The following is a 14,533-nucleotide window of genomic DNA, read 5'->3' as shown; positions in this document are numbered from 1 at the left end:
CTAGGCACGGAAGAGTGTCGCAGTGCCACACCCGGCGCCGCATCACTGTTCCGCCCATGGGTCGTTGACCGGTCGAGTGAGGCGGTGCCTGGAGGTGTGGTCATATGTCCGGACTGGACTCCCCAGCGGCTGGTCGATCACGGCGGGCTCGCCGCTCGTGACCGACGATCATGCCCTCCTCCGCCGGCTACGCCACGCCGGCTCGCGCGTGCTCACCACGGTCGGCAACCTGGCCACCCCGGTCGACCGCCCGGCCCGCTCCGAATCCGGCGTGAGCACCCTGGTAGCCACCGTCACCGTCGTGTCCAGCGTCCTCTTCCTGCTGATCATGCTGGTCACCTGGCTCACCCGCTAGCGTTTCTCCGGCTCACCCCGCACGGCACATTCCAGCCCCGGCTGACCGCCAACGCTGCTTCCAGCACCAGGACGCAGCGCTCACCGTCAGCCGGCTCGCGTGCCGATGCTTCTACGTGCGTGCCAAGGCGGCGTGCCGAACCGCCGATCTGGTAACTCTCGCGCGCACCGTTCCCGGGCAACTCCGCAAGATCGAAGAGGCGGAGGTAGCCGCAACCACCCGCATGGCCTAGCGGCCGCGAAGAGCTTGCCGAATGCGGTCGGGCCCGGCTGACGGTGAGCGTCGCTTCGGGGCGGGATGCAGCGCTAGCGGGTCTCCGGCGTCGGGGTCTCGCCCATCGGTCCGGATTCGGCGGCCGTCTACCGAGCCGCCAACCGCCCCCGAGCCACCCGGCCGCTCGCCTCGATCGCGAGATGTGCCGGGTGGGCCGGCCGGGTCGCCGTGCAGGCGCTCACCAGCCCGCCCTCCCTTCGATCCAGCCGGACCCGCCCCGGCAGGCAGGGCACATCGCGCGGCGGCCGGCGCTCTGCGGCGGGAGACCTTCCGAAAGCGGCCACACCCGTGGCGGGTGTACCTACACCCGCCACGGGTGTGCCGGCGTTCGGGAACCCATATGTCATCGGGGCCGCCGTACCTCCCCGCCGGGTGGCGCCGAAGGCGAACTCTCAGACGCTCAACCGGCCCCGACCCAGGCTCCGACCGGGATGAGACGTGGTCCGCCTCCGGCCGGCCGGGCCACCTCAATGAAGAACCGCCTCTGTGTCTAGCCGTCAGCTGGGGTGAGTGGGCTGACGGTGAGTGTCGTTTCGAGGGCTGGGAGGCAACGGTTGGTGTCAGCTGGGGTGGGTTGGCTGACGGTGAGTGTTGTTTCGGGGGCTGGGAGGCAGCGGTTGGCGTCAGCTGGGGTGAGTGGGCTGACGGTGAGTGTTGTATCGGGGGCTGGGAGGCAGCGGTTGGCGTCAGCTGGGGTGGGCTGTGGCGGTCATGGGTGGCGGAGCAGGAGGGCGGCGCAGCGGGTGGGGTTGTCGGCGAAGGGGAGGTGGCCGCAGCTGGGCAGGCGGACGTGGCGGGCGGTGGGCAGGACGGTTCGGGCGCGGCGGGCCTGGGTGCGGTAGGGGAGGACGGCGTCTCGCGTACCCCAGGCGATCGTGACCGGGATGCGGGTCAGGGCGCCGGTGTTCGTCCAGCTCCACGGTGGCAGGTCGGCGAAGGCCCGGCGGGTCGGGGCGAAGCCCGGGGCGGCGGCCAGGGCGCGGGCCGCGGAGAGGCCGTCGGCGGCCGGCAGGCGGGCCGGGTGGGCGAAGAAGGGCGCGCAGAACGCGGCCCGGCCGGCGCGGGAGTTCATGATGCCGGGCAGGGCTGGTTGGAGGCGGACCGCGCCGGTGCGGGCGGCGCCCACGACGGTCTGGCACCAGCGGCGGCCGGCGCTGCTCCAGAAACCGACCGGGGAGAAGGCCGTGACGGAGCGGGCTACGCCGCGGCGGCCCAGTTCGAGGGCGATGCCGCCGCCGAGGGAGTTGCCGCCCACCTCGGGATTCTGCACCCCGAGCCGGTCCAGGAAAGCGGTGACGAGGTCGGCGAGGTGAGCGACCGATCCGGGTGGTGGCGGGAGCGCGGACTGTGGAATGTCGGCGGCGGTTGGGGTCGCGGCGGGCGGTGGCCAGGGTGGGGAGGCGCCGAAGCCGGGGAGGTCGAGGGCTATCACGTCGCGGTGGCGGGTCAGCTCGTCGAGGACCGGCGACCACACCTGCCAATGGCTGCCGATGCCGTGAATCAGCACCAGGGGCGGGCCGCTGCCCTGCCGGAAGTGGGAAAGCTCCGTCATCCGTACAGATTGGCACTGCTAGCCAAGACCGGAAACCCGTTGTTGACATGTTGCCAATAAGGGTGTGATGGTACGGCGATGTCGTACGACTACGACGTTCTCGTCATCGGCTCCGGCTTCGGCGGAAGCGTCACCGCGTTGCGCCTGACCGAGAAGGGCTACCGGGTCGGCGTCCTCGAAGCCGGTCGCCGGTTCACCGACGAGCAGTTCGCCAAGACGTCCTGGCGGCTGCGTGACTATGTGTACGCACCGGCCCTGGGCTGCTTCGGCATCCTGCGGATGACCCTGCTCAAGGACGTGCTGGTGCTCTCCGGCGCCGGGGTGGGCGGCGGCTCACTGGGCTACGCCAACACCCTGTACGAGCCGCCGGACGCGTTCTTCGCCGACCCGCAGTGGTCCGCGATCACCGACTGGAAGTCCGAGCTGGCGCCGTACTACGCGCAGGCCAACCGGATGCTCGGCGTGACCGTCAACCCCGTGGAGACAGCTGCCGACCACGCCCTCAAGGCCGTCGCGGACGATCTCGGGGTGGGGGAGTCGTTCCGGCGTACCCCGGTCGGGGTTCTGTTCGCCAAGGAGGGGAGCAGACCCGGCGCCGAGGTGCCGGACCCCTTCTTCGGCGGGGTGGGCCCGGCCCGGCGCAACTGCACGCTGTGCGGCGCCTGCATGACCGGCTGCCGCCGCAACGCGAAGAACACCACGGTGAAGAACTATCTCTACCTGGCCGAGAAGGCCGGCGCCGAGGTGCATCCACTCACGACGGTCCGCACGGTCACCCCGCTGCCCGGCGGCGGCTACGCGATCGACACCCGGCGCACCGGCGGGCGCAGGAAGCGCCGGTTCACCGCGGAGCAGGTCGTCTTCGCCGCGGGCGCGCTCGGCACCCAGCGGCTGCTGCACCGGATGCGCGACGGCGGCCCGCTGCCCGCGATCTCGGCGCGGCTCGGCGAGCTGAGCCGCACCAACTCGGAGTCCATCCTGGGCGCCCGCACCCGCCGCCGGGACCGCGACTACAGCCACGGCGTCGCGGTCACCTCGTCGATCTACCCGGACCCGGTGACCCACGTCGAGCCGGTCCGGTACGGCCCCGGCAGCAACCTGCTCAGCCTGCTCGCGACCGTGCTGGTCGGCGACACCGGCGGCCGGTCCCGCTGGCTCGCCGCCGGCAAGAAACTGGCCCGCGCCGGGAAGGACCTGCGGTTGTACCTGTCGCCGCGGGACTGGTCGCGGCAGACCGTGGTGCTGCTGGCCATGCAGCCCCTGGACAACTCGATCACGGTTTACCGCAAGCGGGGCCGGCTGACCAGCAAGCCCGGCATCGGCGAGCCGAACCCGGTGTGGAACCCGGCCGCGCACGACGTGGCCCGCCGCACCGCCGAGAAGATCGACGGCGTGCCGCTCGGGGCCTACACCGAGCTGGCCGGGCGGCCGGTGACCGGGCATTTCATCGGCGGCTGCGCGATCGGCGCGGACCCGGACGGTGGGGTGGTCGACCCGTACCAGAGGCTGTTCGGATATCCGGGCCTGCACATCGCCGACGGTTCGGTGGTCGCCGCGAACCTCGGGGTGAATCCGTCGCTGACGATCACCGCGCTCGCCGAGCGGGCCATGTCGCTCTGGCCGAATGTGGGCGAGCCCGATCCGCGTCCGGCGGTGGGCGAGGCCTACCGCAAGGTGGAGCCGGTGGCGCCGAAGAACCCGGTCGTCCCGGCCGACGCACCGGCGGCGTTGCGGCTATGACGCGGGTGGCGATCATCGGGGCCGGGTTCGGCGGCGTGGCAGCCGCGGCCGAGCTGCTCAAGCAGGGGTTCCGCGACATCGTGCTGCTGGAGAAGTCGGACCGGATCGGCGGGGTGTGGCGGGACAACATCTACCCGGGGTGCGCGTGTGACGTGCCGGCGCCGCTCTACTCGTTCTCCTTCGCCCCGAACCCGGACTGGTCCCGGCGCTACCCGCCGCATCAGGAGATCCTGGCCTATCTGCAGCGTTGCGCCGGCGAGCTGGGCGTGACCGATCTGGTCCGGTTCGGCGCCGAGGTGGCCGAAGCGGCCTGGGACGGGACGCGGTGGCAGCTCACCCTGACCAGCGGTGAAGTGGTCACTGCGGACGTGCTCGTCCCGGCGGTGGGGCAGCTTTCGCGGCCCAGCACCCCGGTGCTGCCGGGGGCGGAAACCTTCCGCGGCATCCAGGTGCACACCGCCCACTGGGATCCGGAGATCACGATCGCCGCGAAGAGGGTCGCCGTGGTCGGCACCGGCGCCAGCGCGATCCAGCTCGTCCCGGAGATCGCCGGGAAGGCCGCCCATGTCGCCGTCTTCCAGCGGACCGCGCCGTGGACGCTGCCCAAACCGGACCGTCGTTACGGGCGGGTGCGGCGTACCGCGTACCGGAAGATCCCGGCCCTGATGCAGCTCTCCCGCGCCGCCACCTGGGGGTTGACCCTGATCCAGGGCGCCGCCGTCGGCGGCAACCGGGTGGTGAACCCGCTGGTCCGCGGCTACTCGCGGGCGCAGCGACGCTGGCAGGTGCGCGATCCGGAGCTGCGTGCCAAGGTCACCCCGGACGAGCCGCTGGGCTGCAAGCGGGTGCTGTTCACCAACGGCTGGCTGCCCGCGCTGGCCCGGCCCGACGTCAGCCTGATCACCGAGAAGATCATCGCGGTCACCCCGGACGGGATCCGGACCGCGGACGGCGCCGAGCACCGGTGTGACGTGCTGATCTACGGCACCGGGTTCGCGGCGACCGAGTTCCTGGTGCCGATCCGGGTGACCGGCCGCGACGGCGTGCGGCTCGAGGACGAGTGGCGCGACGGCGCGCGCGCCCACCTCGGCATCACGGTGCCCGGTTTTCCCAACATGTTCCTGGTCTACGGACCGAACACGAACACCGGCAACACCTCGGTGATCTATTTCCATGAGGCCCAGGCGCGATACATCGCGCAAGCGGTGCGGTTGGTCGCCGATCAGAGCAGACCTCTCGAGGTACGCGCGGAGCACGCGGCCGCCTACGACGAGGAGATCCAGGGGCGCCTCGCCGGAAGTGTCTGGACCGGGTGCCAGAGCTGGTATCGGACCGCCACCGGCCGGGTCGTCACGAACTGGCCGGGGAAGGCCGTCGAGTACCGCCGCCGCACCGCCCGTCTGGTCCGCTCCGACTTCCACTGACGTCAGGCGGCCGCCGGGACCGGTCGGCACGGGCTGAAGTGGGCCGGCAGGGCCTCCGGCGGCTGCGGCCGGTTGAGGTGGTAGCCCTGCAGCAGGTCGACGCCGGCCACCGCCAGGTCGGCGGCGGTCGGCTCGTCCTCCACCCCTTCGGCGACCACGATCATCCCGAGGGACCGGGCGATCGCGATCACCGAGTCGATGATCGTGGCGTGCGCCGGGGAGTCGTGCACCCGGACCACGAACGAGCGGTCGATCTTCAGCTCGTCGATCGGCAGCCGCGGCAGCAGCCCGAGCGAGGTGTAGCCGGTGCCGAAGTCGTCGATCGCGGCCCGGACGCCGACCGCGCGCAGTTCGGCGAGCTGCGCGGCGACCAGGTCCGGCCGGGTCAGCACGGCGGTCTCGGTGATCTCCACAGTGAGCAGGGACGGCGGCAGCCGCTCCAGGTCGAGCAGGGTCTTGATGGTCGGTACGGCGCGGTCCTGGGCCAGGTAGGCGGGCGGCAGGTTGACCGACACCGGTACGTGGTGACCGGCCCGATGCCAGACCGCGGCCTGATGCAGCGCCTCGGCGAGCACCCAGTCGGTCAGCTCCAGGATCACGTCGGAGCGCTCGGCGTCGGGCAGGAAGACCCCGGGCGGCAGCAGGCCACGCTGCGGGTGCTGCCAGCGGACGAGCGCCTCCACGCCGTGCAGCTCCCGGGTGCGCGCGTCGTGCAGCGGCTGGTAGTGCAGCCGCAGGTGACCGGCGCGCAGCCCGGCCCGCAGTTCGGTGAGCTGCCGCAGGTCGACCCGCTGGTTGGTGTCCAGGCCCGGCGACCACTCCACCACGCCGGTCCGCTCGTGCTTGGCCCGCCGCATCGCCGCGGCGGCCCGGCGCATCAGCACGGTGACGTCGTGGTGGTCGGCGAGGCTGATCCCGACGCTGGCCTCGACGCTGATCGGCAGCCCGTCGACCGGGTGCGGGCCGCGGATGCCGGCGGCCAGGCGGCGGCCGATGCTCTGCGGGGTCTGCCCGGGCGGTAACTCGGAGACGAGCACGACGAACTGGTCGCCGTCCAGGCGGGCGGCCAGCTCACCCGGTCCGCGGGCGTCGCTGAGCGCGCCGGCGACCAGGTGCAGCAGGGTGTCGGCGCCGTGGTGGCCGAGCACGTCGTTGGCGTCCTGGAAGCGGTCGAGTCCCAGGTGGATCACCGCGGTCAGCTCACCGGCGTCGAGCCGGCGCTGCCCCTCGGCGTGCACCATGGCGCGGTTCGGCAGTCCGGTGAGCGGGTCGGTCCGCGACAGCCGGGTGAACCGGCCGGCCATCCCGGCCAGCAGTTCGATCATGGCGACCGCGCCGTACCGGCCGTCGGTCCAGCTGATCAGCACCGGTTCCTCGCGCTCGGTGGCCGGGCGGGCCAGCGCAGCCTCGGCGGCGAGGTCGAGATCGGTGCCGGCCGGCACCGGCGGCACGTCGGCGCCGGGCAGGTCGGCGGCGGTGGGGCCGAGGCCGGCGTGCGCGGCGCGGGCGGCGGCGGCCCGGCTGATCAGCCGGAATCCGGTCGCGGTCCGGATGACGACGCCGGGCGCGAGCGGATCCGCGGCCAGCACGGCTTCGATCTCGGCGAGCGGGGTGCCCGCCGGCAGCGGCGTCAGCGGTACGCCGATCTCGCCCAGCTTGTGCGGCAGCCGCGGGCTCGGACCGGTGGCCGTCGTCGTCACCGCATCCGCCCGAGTTCGAAGCAGGCCACGCCGACCTGGGTACGGGCGCCGTCGCGACGGGCCCGCATCCGGATGTGGACCGGCCCGCCGGGACCGGTGCGCCCGGCGTCGACCCGTTCGCCGCGCACGGCGGCCGCCCACAGTTCGTCCAGGCCGGCGCGTTCCTCCGGGACCACCAGGGCCGCCAGCGCCGCCACCGGCTCCGAACCGCCGATCGCGTCCGGCTCCACGGTGACGACGAACGAGGTGCTGGCCAGCCGGTCGACCAGGTTGTCCAGGTCGCCGCGGACCGCGGCGAGGTCGAGTTCGGTGTCCCGCTCGCGGGTGCGGTCGAGCAGCATGCCGTCCCAGACGGTCGCGCCGCCGGGCTCGCGGTGCGGGCGGGAGACGCCGTACAGCCAGCGGCGGCTGCCGTCGCGGCGCAGCACGCTGCCCCGCCAGTCCCACGGCTCCAGGGTGCGCGCCGACTCCAGCACGCTGGCGACGAAGGACTCCCGGTCCTCCTCGGCGATCATGTCGATGGCCCGGTTCGGAGTCTGGATGATCTCCTCCGGCTCCAGGTGGTAGATGTCGCGGCAGCCGTCGGAGACGAAGGTGAAGGCCGTGCTGCCGTCCGGTTCCATCCGGAACTGGTAGAGCATGCCGGGCGCGTTGTTGACCGTGTTCCAGAACCGCTGCTCACCGGCGGCGATGACGTCCTGGCTGCGGCGCCGCGCGGTGTCGTCGATGGCGATCATGCAGACCCCGTAGACCGAGCCGTCCGGGTCGGTCAGCGGCACCCGGGTCACCACGTACTGGCGGATGTCGTCGCCGAACGGGACCTCTTCGAGGACGGTCTTGGCGGTTCCGGTCTCGGCCACCTCGATGTCGTGGGCGCGGCCGACCGCGGCCACCGACGCCGACACCATCTCCGACTCGGCCCGGCCGACCATGTCCGCGGCGGTCACCTGGAAGATCCGCTCGAACTCGCCGTTGACGAACAGGTACCGGCCGTCCAGGTCCTTCGCCGAGATCATCGCGGTGGTGTGCTGCAGGATCGCGCCGATCAGCGCGTTGCTGCGCTGCAGCTCCTGCTGCGCCAGGTACCAGTCGGTCTGGTCGGAGACGAACGCGGTGAAGCCCTCGTCGCCCAGCTGGTCGATCATCATGGAGACGCGCAGCTCACGCCCGTCGCGGTGCAGCGCGGGCATCTCCACCCGGTGCCCGATGGCGTCACCGTCGCCGCCGGTCACCAGTCGCCGGGCGAAACCGGCGCTGTGCGCGGCCCGCAGCGCCGGCGGCACGAGGGTGTCGGCCAGCGGCTGCCCGAGGATCTCCTCGCGTCGCCAGCCGAAGAGCCGCTCCGCGGCCGGGTTCCAGTCCCGGATCAGGCCGGTCCGGTCCACGTGCAGGAACGCCAGGCCGGCGGCGTCCACGGCGCGATCACGGACGGAGGCCGCCGGCGGGGCGCTGATCTGAGGTGCGTCGACGGTCAACACGCCCCGCTCTATCGTCCCGGCGGCGGCCCACTTGAGGGGTCAGGCGGCTGCCGGGACCGGCGCCGGGCGCCACTGCTCGGAGCCGAACACCTCGTAGCGGATCCGCTCGTCCGGGATGCCGCGGCGGTGCAGGCCGGCCCGTACCGACTGCATGAACGGGACCGGGCCGCACAGGTACACCTCGGCGTCCGGGTGCACGGGGATCAGGTCGGTGTCGATCCGGCCGGTGTAGGTGTCCGGTTCGGCGGTCGGCTGCTCGTACCAGGAGAGGCTGCGGAAGGTGCGCAGCCGTGCGCCGTTGCCGCTCATGTCGGCGCGCAGCGGGTGCCGGTCCGGGGTGCGGTCGGCGTGCACCGCGATCACCTCGCGGGTTGGCTGGGTACGCGCCACGTGCTCCAGGATCGCCGCCATCGGGGTGATCCCGACCCCGGCGCTGACCAGCAGCAACGGGCTGTCGCCGGTGCGCAGGGTGAGGTCACCGTACGGCTTGCTGATCCGCAGTCGATCACCGGCGGACACGTGGTCGTGCAGGTGCCCGGAGACCACTCCGTCGGGGGCGCCGCCGGTGCCGCGTACCCGCCGGACCGTGATCCGCAACGTGCCACCGGTGGCGGCCTGGGACAGCGAGTACTGCCGCAGCTGGCGCCCGGCGCCGGGCAGTTCGGCGGCGACCGTCACGTACTGGCCGGGGGTGAAGTGCGGCGCCGGCCCGCCGTCGGCCGGGACCAGCACGAACGAGACCGTGTCGTGCGCCTCGGTGATCTTCTGGGCCACGGTGTAGAGCTGCCACGGGTCGGCGCCGTCCACCCCGGCCTCGCCGTAGATCCGCGCCTCCCGCCCGATCAGCCGCGCGGCGAACAGCCAGTAGACCTCGTCCCAGGCGGCCGCGATCTGCGGCGTGACCGCGTCACCGAGCACGGTGCCGACCGCGCCGAGCAGGTAGCGGCCGACCATCGTGTACTGCTCCGGGCGGATGCCGAGGGCGCAGTGCCGCTGCGCGATGCGCTCCACGATGTGCTCGAAGGGCACGCCGTCCGGCCCGGCGCCGATCAGGTGGGCGGCGTACGCCGCGACCGCCCCGCCGAGCGCGCTGCGCTGCTCACCGGTGGCCTGCGCGCTGCGGCTGAACAGGTTCAGCAGCTCCGGGTTCTCGCCGATCATCGTCTGGTAGAAGACGCCGGTGATCTCCTCGAGGTGTTCGCCGACGACGGGCAGGGTCGCCTCGATGACCGGGGCGCTGGATGCGGACAGCATGATTCCTCCGAGTTGCACGGGGTTCGTCCGGCTGACGCCTGATGCTGCCTCCGGCGCACGGAGGCAGCGTTCAGCGTCAGCCGAGTGGTCGGGCTGACCCGGGTGCTGCTTCAGGGGCGCGGAAGCAGCGCTGGCGGTCAGCCGGATCGGCCGAGGGTGAGCAGGACCTGGCGGACCGGTGGGGCGGCCAGGTCGCCGACGGTGATCGGGTCGAGCGAGGCGTAGAACGCCTCCTGTGCGACGCGCAGCGCACCCCGCAGCCGGCAGTTACCCGTGCTCAGCGGGCACGGCTGCGCGCCGGCGCAGTCCACCACCTCGGTCTCGCCCTCGAGATCGCGGATGAGCCTGCCGACCGACGCGTCCGCTGCCGCGGTGGCGAGCCGGACACCGCCGCCCCGGCCGCGAACGGTGTCGAGCAGGCCGAGGTGCTGCAGCCGCTGGACCACCTTGGCGAGGTGGCTGCGCGGGACCGAGACGCCGGCGGCCAGCTCGTCGATCGTCAGCAGATCTTCCGAACGGGCCGCGGCGAGCATCAAGATCCGGAGCCCGATGTCGGTGGAACGGTTCAGTCGCACGAGTCGAACCTACTAAAAGAGGAGTATCAGAGTCCTCTTTTAGTGATGAGATCACCGACACAACCCGAAGGCTGTGCCGGTGATCTTTCAGCTGAGCTTGAACACCGTGGCCTTGTCACCGACGGTGATCTGTCCGGCGGCGTGCCGCAGATAGCCGCCGGTGGTGACCCGGATGGTCACCCCGTCCCGGGACGCGGCCCGGACCACCGGGGTTCCGGTGGTGCTCAGCGACACCGTGCTGCCGCTGACCGTGACGAACTTCGCCGGCTGGTCCACCGACTGGATCGTCTCGGTGCCGTCGGCGGCCGCGACGAACCGGAACTGGGTCAGCTCCAGCTCCCGTGGCGCCCGCTCGGCGATCACCGCGTCACCCTCGTGCTTGACGAACGAGCGCGGCGAGTCGCTGGGGGAGAGCCGGACGATCGGCCCACCCGCACCCACCGGGATGCCGAACAGCGGCGTGCCGTCCTCGTGCCAGTAGAGCTTCTGCACTCGGGTGTGCCGGTTCGGGTCGTACAGCGGGTCGCCGGTGATCGCCTCGTAGTCGCGGGCGTGGTAGACCAGCACGTCGGTCTTCCCGTCCTCGGCCACCGTGAACGAGTTGTGACCAGGGCCGAAGCGCGAGGTGGCCCGGTTGGTGACGAAGATCGGGTCGGGCGTCTTGGTCCAGCTCGCCCGGTCGAGCAGGTTGTCGGAGGCGTCGGCGGTGAGCAGGCCCATGCAGTACCGGGCGTCGGTGGCGCTGGCCGAGAAGGCGATGAACACCTTCCCGTTGCGGATCAGCACGGCCGGGCCCTCGTTCACCCGGAAGCCCTGGATCTCCCAGCTCTTCGTGGGCGTAGCGATCCGGGTGGGCTTGCTCCTCAGCGTCCACGGGTTCGCCATCTCGGCGATGTAGAGGCTGGTGTTGACCGCGATCTCCGGCTCGCTCTGCGCCCACACCAGGTACTGCCTACCGCGGTGGCTGAAGGTGGTGGCGTCGAGCGTGAAGCCTTCCCACTCGGTGACCAGCTTGCCCTTCAGCGTCCAGCCGGAGGCGTCGCGCGGGTCGTCGAGCGCCGACTCCATCACGTAGGTGCGGATCCGGAAGACGTCGTCGGAGTCGCCGGCGGCGAAGTAGATGTACCACTTGCCGCCGATGCGGTGCAGCTCCGGCGCCCAGATGTGCCCGGCCATGGTGCCGCTCGCCGGGCGCCGCCAGATGACGGTCTCCTCGGCGTCGGCCAAGCCCGCGATCGTCGCGGCGCCGCGCACGACCAGGCGGTCGTACTCCGGTACCGAGCCGGTGAAGTAGTACATGCCGCCGACCGGGCGGGTGATGAACGGGTCGGCGCGCTGGGTGATCAGCGGGTCGACGGTCGGCACACCATAGATTTCAGCATCGCTGCGCAGCTGGGGCGCGCCTTCCGCGCCGCTGGCCGCGAGCGCGCCCAGCGCGCCGGCCGCGCTCACCCCGAGAGAACCCCGCAGCAGGGTACGACGATTCATGTGCTCCACCTATCGGGTCTTGATGCGCAGGAAGGTGACCGAGTTGGCCGGGAACTCCCGGGTGAAGGTCGAGGAGATGCCGCTGACCGTGCTGGTGACCGGCTGGATCGGCTCGGCGGAGCGGGTGTTCTGCTCGCCCGGGTCACCGGTGATCACGGTCATCCGCGCGGTCCGGGCCACCCTGCGCCCGGCCAGGTCGATCTTCGTGACCGCCGCGCTGTCCTGCGCGTTGACGACCTTGACGATCAGCTCGCCGGACCTGGTGTCCTCGGTGATGACCTGGGCGAACGGTTCGCTCACCTTGTTGTCGTCGAAGCTGCCCCACTCCTGACCGTCGAGGATCAGGGTGACCTTCGTACCGCGTACCTGGATCTTGAGGTCGTAGGTCTTTCCGGTCTCGACCGAGTTCGGCTTGGTGAGGATCTGCTCCTTGGCGCTGGTGACGCCCTTCTCGACGGCGCCCTGGGTGTTGTTCCAGCCGCCCAGGTTCCACCAGTAGAACTGGCCGGTCTCCTGGATGCCGAAGGCGACCAGGAAGCCCTCCGCGCCGGCGGTCTTGGTGGCCTTCAGCGTGTAGTCGTAATCGGTCTCGCTGATCGTGGCCGCCTTGACCATGGTGTCCTCGGACGCCGTGTCGGTCTGGGTGTACGCGTTGTTCGTGACCGTCCACGTGCCGCGCGGCTGCACCGGGGTCCAGCCGTCCGCGTCGCCGTCGTTGAAGTCGTCGCTGAACAGCACGGTGCCGTCCGGCCTGGTGACCTTCACGTCGTCGTAGACCGCGGCGGTACGCCAGGTGGAGAGCCCGATCGCGCCGGTGATCGGCTTCGGCTGCAGCACGTTGCCGCTGGCCGTCGACGGCACCACCCGGTCACCGACGTTGTTCATGAACAGTTTCTGCACCTGGTAGCTGGTCGAACCCCACGACTCGTCGTTGTCGAACCAGATCATGTCCGGCCGCCACTGCACGTTGTCGATGTTCGCGAGCAGCGGCGCGTACGAGGCCATCTTCACCACGTCGGCGTTGCGCTCCAGGCCGGTCATGTACGCCGCCTCGGCGAGCGAATTGAACAGCTTGTTGTCCAGCGAGGCGTACTCGCCCAGGAAGACATCGGGGCCGTTGCGGTCGTACGCGTCGTAGCGCGCATTGTTCTGCAGGAACCAGCTCGGGCTGTTGTAGTAGTGCTCGTCGACCATGTCCGAGCCGTGCGCCCGGTTCTTGGCCCACAGGTTCTCGAAGGTGGCGCCCTGGTCGTCCGGCCCGGAGTTGCTGATCACGGTGATCCCCGGATACGCCGCCTTGATCGCCGCCTCGAACTTGAGGAACGCCGCCCAGTACTCCTCGGGCAGGTTCTCCTCGTTGCCGACCCCGACGTGGGTCAGGCCGAACGGCTTCGGGTGGCCCATGTCGGCGCGCAGCTTGCCCCAGGTCGAGGTGACCGGGCCGTTGGCGAACTCGATCAGGTCGAGGGTGTCCTGGATGTGCTTCTGCAGCAGCGCCTCGTCGTCGGTCGCCCGGTTCTGGCCGCAGCCGACGACCATGGCCGGCACGACCGGCAGCGGCATCGCGCCGATGTCCTCGGAGAACTGGAAGTACTCGTAGTAGCCGAGACCGTAGGACTGGTTGTAGCCCCAGAAGTTCGCGTTGGTGGCCCGCGTCTCGACCGGCCCGACGGTGTCCTTCCACTGGTAGGACCGGGCGCGCGGGAAGTTGTTCGCCGCGTCGTACGGGTAGTGGCTGCCGGTGTTGACGAGGCAGCCGCCGGGGAAGCGTACAAAGCCCGGCTTCAGCGCGGCGACCTTCTCGGCCAGATCCTTGCGCAGCCCGTTGGCCCGGCCCTTGTAGGTGTCCCGCGGGAACAGCGAGACCTCGTCGAGCCGCAGCGTGCCGGTGCCGTCCGCCTGCACGCTCAGCCGGGCCGCGTCGCTGGTGGCCGTGGCCCGCAGGCTGCCGGTGTACTTCGTCCAGGTGTCGTTCTTCACCGCGACCGTGATCGGCGCGGCCAGCGCCGTGCCGTCAGCGGTGTGCAGCGAGACCTTCAGCGGGCCGGCGGCGTCGGAGCGGGCCCAGACCGAGAAGTCGTAACGCTCGCCGCGCTCGACGGCCAGTCCCGTGTTGTAGCCGGAGTTGGTGATCTGAGCCGGGGCGGTGAGCCGCAGGTAGGTGCGGTTGCGCTCGTTGAGCCGCTGGTCGTCGTTTACCGTCGTAGCCGTGCCGGTCACGGTCCAACCGGTCAGGCCGGTGTACGCGCGGTTGTCGGCCGGCAGGAACTCGAACGAGCGGTTACGGACCAGCTCGGCGTAGAGGCCGCCGTCGGCCGCGTAGTTGATGTCCTCGAAGAAGACGCCGTACATCGATTTCGGGATCGCGGCGCCGGTCGCACCGGGCTTCACCGTGATGGTGTAGTCCGGCTCGACCGCGGCCGCCGAGACGGGCGGGGCGACCGCGAGTGGGAGCGAGACCAGGACGGCCGCCGCGCCCACGAGGCGGGTGGGGATTCTGGGCATGAGGGTCCTCCGGTGCGGGTCCGGGCGGTATGTCGGGGATGTTTCCGGTGGACGAGCTCAGCAATGTGTACGCAAACATCGACAGTCCTGTCAAGAGCTCAGCGTCGATGTCTCAGCTGCTAAAGAGCCTTTACCGTCGCGAGCCGCGCCTGTTGTTAACGTTCACCAGGGAGAATCGGCGGCGATCCT

Annotated in this window: 10 protein-coding genes; 3 read left to right on the top strand and 7 right to left on the bottom strand. The window is 71.2% G+C overall.

The window, feature by feature from the left end; translation table 11 throughout:
- The first annotated feature begins 157 nt into the window (after nucleotides 1-157).
- Nucleotides 158-355: a hypothetical protein gene (locus OHA21_RS24550; RefSeq protein ID WP_328477458.1), complete on the top strand. Its 198-nt coding sequence runs from the start codon at nucleotides 158-160 to the stop codon at nucleotides 353-355.
- Between the two features lie 982 nt (nucleotides 356-1,337).
- Here the strand turns inward: OHA21_RS24550 and OHA21_RS24545 are convergent.
- The gene (locus tag OHA21_RS24545; RefSeq protein ID WP_328477456.1) at nucleotides 1,338-2,180 is read right to left on the bottom strand and encodes an alpha/beta fold hydrolase; all 843 of its coding nucleotides are present in this window, start codon (nucleotides 2,178-2,180) and stop codon (nucleotides 1,338-1,340) included.
- Between the two features lie 78 nt (nucleotides 2,181-2,258).
- Between OHA21_RS24545 and OHA21_RS24540 the strand changes: the two genes are divergently transcribed.
- On the top strand, nucleotides 2,259-3,920 hold the full coding sequence (locus tag OHA21_RS24540; RefSeq protein WP_328477454.1) for a GMC family oxidoreductase: 1,662 nt from the start codon (nucleotides 2,259-2,261) through the stop codon (nucleotides 3,918-3,920).
- On the top strand, nucleotides 3,917-5,344 hold the full coding sequence (locus OHA21_RS24535) for a flavin-containing monooxygenase (RefSeq protein WP_328477452.1): 1,428 nt from the start codon (nucleotides 3,917-3,919) through the stop codon (nucleotides 5,342-5,344). The genes OHA21_RS24540 and OHA21_RS24535 overlap by 4 nt, the downstream gene beginning before the upstream one ends.
- Before the next feature lie 2 nt (nucleotides 5,345-5,346).
- On the opposite strand, the gene OHA21_RS24530 is transcribed toward OHA21_RS24535, so the two are convergent.
- The 6 genes from OHA21_RS24530 to OHA21_RS24505 form a co-directional block, all read right to left on the bottom strand.
- Nucleotides 5,347-7,044: a putative bifunctional diguanylate cyclase/phosphodiesterase gene (locus OHA21_RS24530; RefSeq protein WP_328477450.1), complete on the bottom strand. Its 1,698-nt coding sequence runs from the start codon at nucleotides 7,042-7,044 to the stop codon at nucleotides 5,347-5,349.
- A complete protein-coding gene (locus tag OHA21_RS24525; RefSeq protein WP_328477448.1) occupies nucleotides 7,041-8,522 on the bottom strand; it encodes a PAS domain-containing protein in 1,482 nt (493 codons plus the stop codon). Before OHA21_RS24525 ends, OHA21_RS24530 begins: the two co-directional genes overlap by 4 nt.
- A gap of 39 nt (nucleotides 8,523-8,561) precedes the next feature.
- Nucleotides 8,562-9,776: a globin domain-containing protein gene (locus OHA21_RS24520; RefSeq protein WP_328477446.1), complete on the bottom strand. Its 1,215-nt coding sequence runs from the start codon at nucleotides 9,774-9,776 to the stop codon at nucleotides 8,562-8,564.
- 137 nt (nucleotides 9,777-9,913) lie between these two features.
- The gene (locus tag OHA21_RS24515) at nucleotides 9,914-10,351 is read right to left on the bottom strand and encodes an RrF2 family transcriptional regulator (RefSeq protein WP_328477444.1); all 438 of its coding nucleotides are present in this window, start codon (nucleotides 10,349-10,351) and stop codon (nucleotides 9,914-9,916) included.
- A gap of 87 nt (nucleotides 10,352-10,438) precedes the next feature.
- The gene (locus OHA21_RS24510) at nucleotides 10,439-11,839 is read right to left on the bottom strand and encodes a glycoside hydrolase family 43 protein (protein WP_328477442.1); all 1,401 of its coding nucleotides are present in this window, start codon (nucleotides 11,837-11,839) and stop codon (nucleotides 10,439-10,441) included.
- A gap of 9 nt (nucleotides 11,840-11,848) precedes the next feature.
- The gene (locus OHA21_RS24505) at nucleotides 11,849-14,344 is read right to left on the bottom strand and encodes an alpha-L-arabinofuranosidase C-terminal domain-containing protein (protein ID WP_328477440.1); all 2,496 of its coding nucleotides are present in this window, start codon (nucleotides 14,342-14,344) and stop codon (nucleotides 11,849-11,851) included.
- Between the last annotated feature and the right edge of the window lie 189 nt (nucleotides 14,345-14,533).

Origin of the sequence: Actinoplanes sp. NBC_00393, from assembly GCF_036053395.1 — a bacterium.
Taxonomy (GTDB): Bacteria; Actinomycetota; Actinomycetes; order Mycobacteriales; family Micromonosporaceae; genus Actinoplanes.
The sequence above is the reverse complement of the archived record's forward strand: the minus strand, read 5'-3'. Positions and strand labels throughout refer to the sequence as shown.

What these genes read in the sequence shown, in the direction of transcription:
- OHA21_RS24545 (WP_328477456.1), bottom strand. Translation starts at nt 2,180, where the DNA reads ATGACGGAGCTTTCCCACTTCCGGCAGGGCAGCGGCCCGCCCCTGGTG.
- OHA21_RS24540 (WP_328477454.1), top strand. Translation starts at nt 2,259, where the DNA reads ATGTCGTACGACTACGACGTTCTCGTCATCGGCTCCGGCTTCGGCGGA.
- OHA21_RS24535 (WP_328477452.1), top strand. Translation starts at nt 3,917, where the DNA reads ATGACGCGGGTGGCGATCATCGGGGCCGGGTTCGGCGGCGTGGCAGCC.
- OHA21_RS24520 (WP_328477446.1), bottom strand. Translation starts at nt 9,776, where the DNA reads ATGCTGTCCGCATCCAGCGCCCCGGTCATCGAGGCGACCCTGCCCGTC.
- OHA21_RS24510 (WP_328477442.1), bottom strand. Translation starts at nt 11,839, where the DNA reads ATGAATCGTCGTACCCTGCTGCGGGGTTCTCTCGGGGTGAGCGCGGCC.
- OHA21_RS24505 (WP_328477440.1), bottom strand. Translation starts at nt 14,344, where the DNA reads ATGCCCAGAATCCCCACCCGCCTCGTGGGCGCGGCGGCCGTCCTGGTC.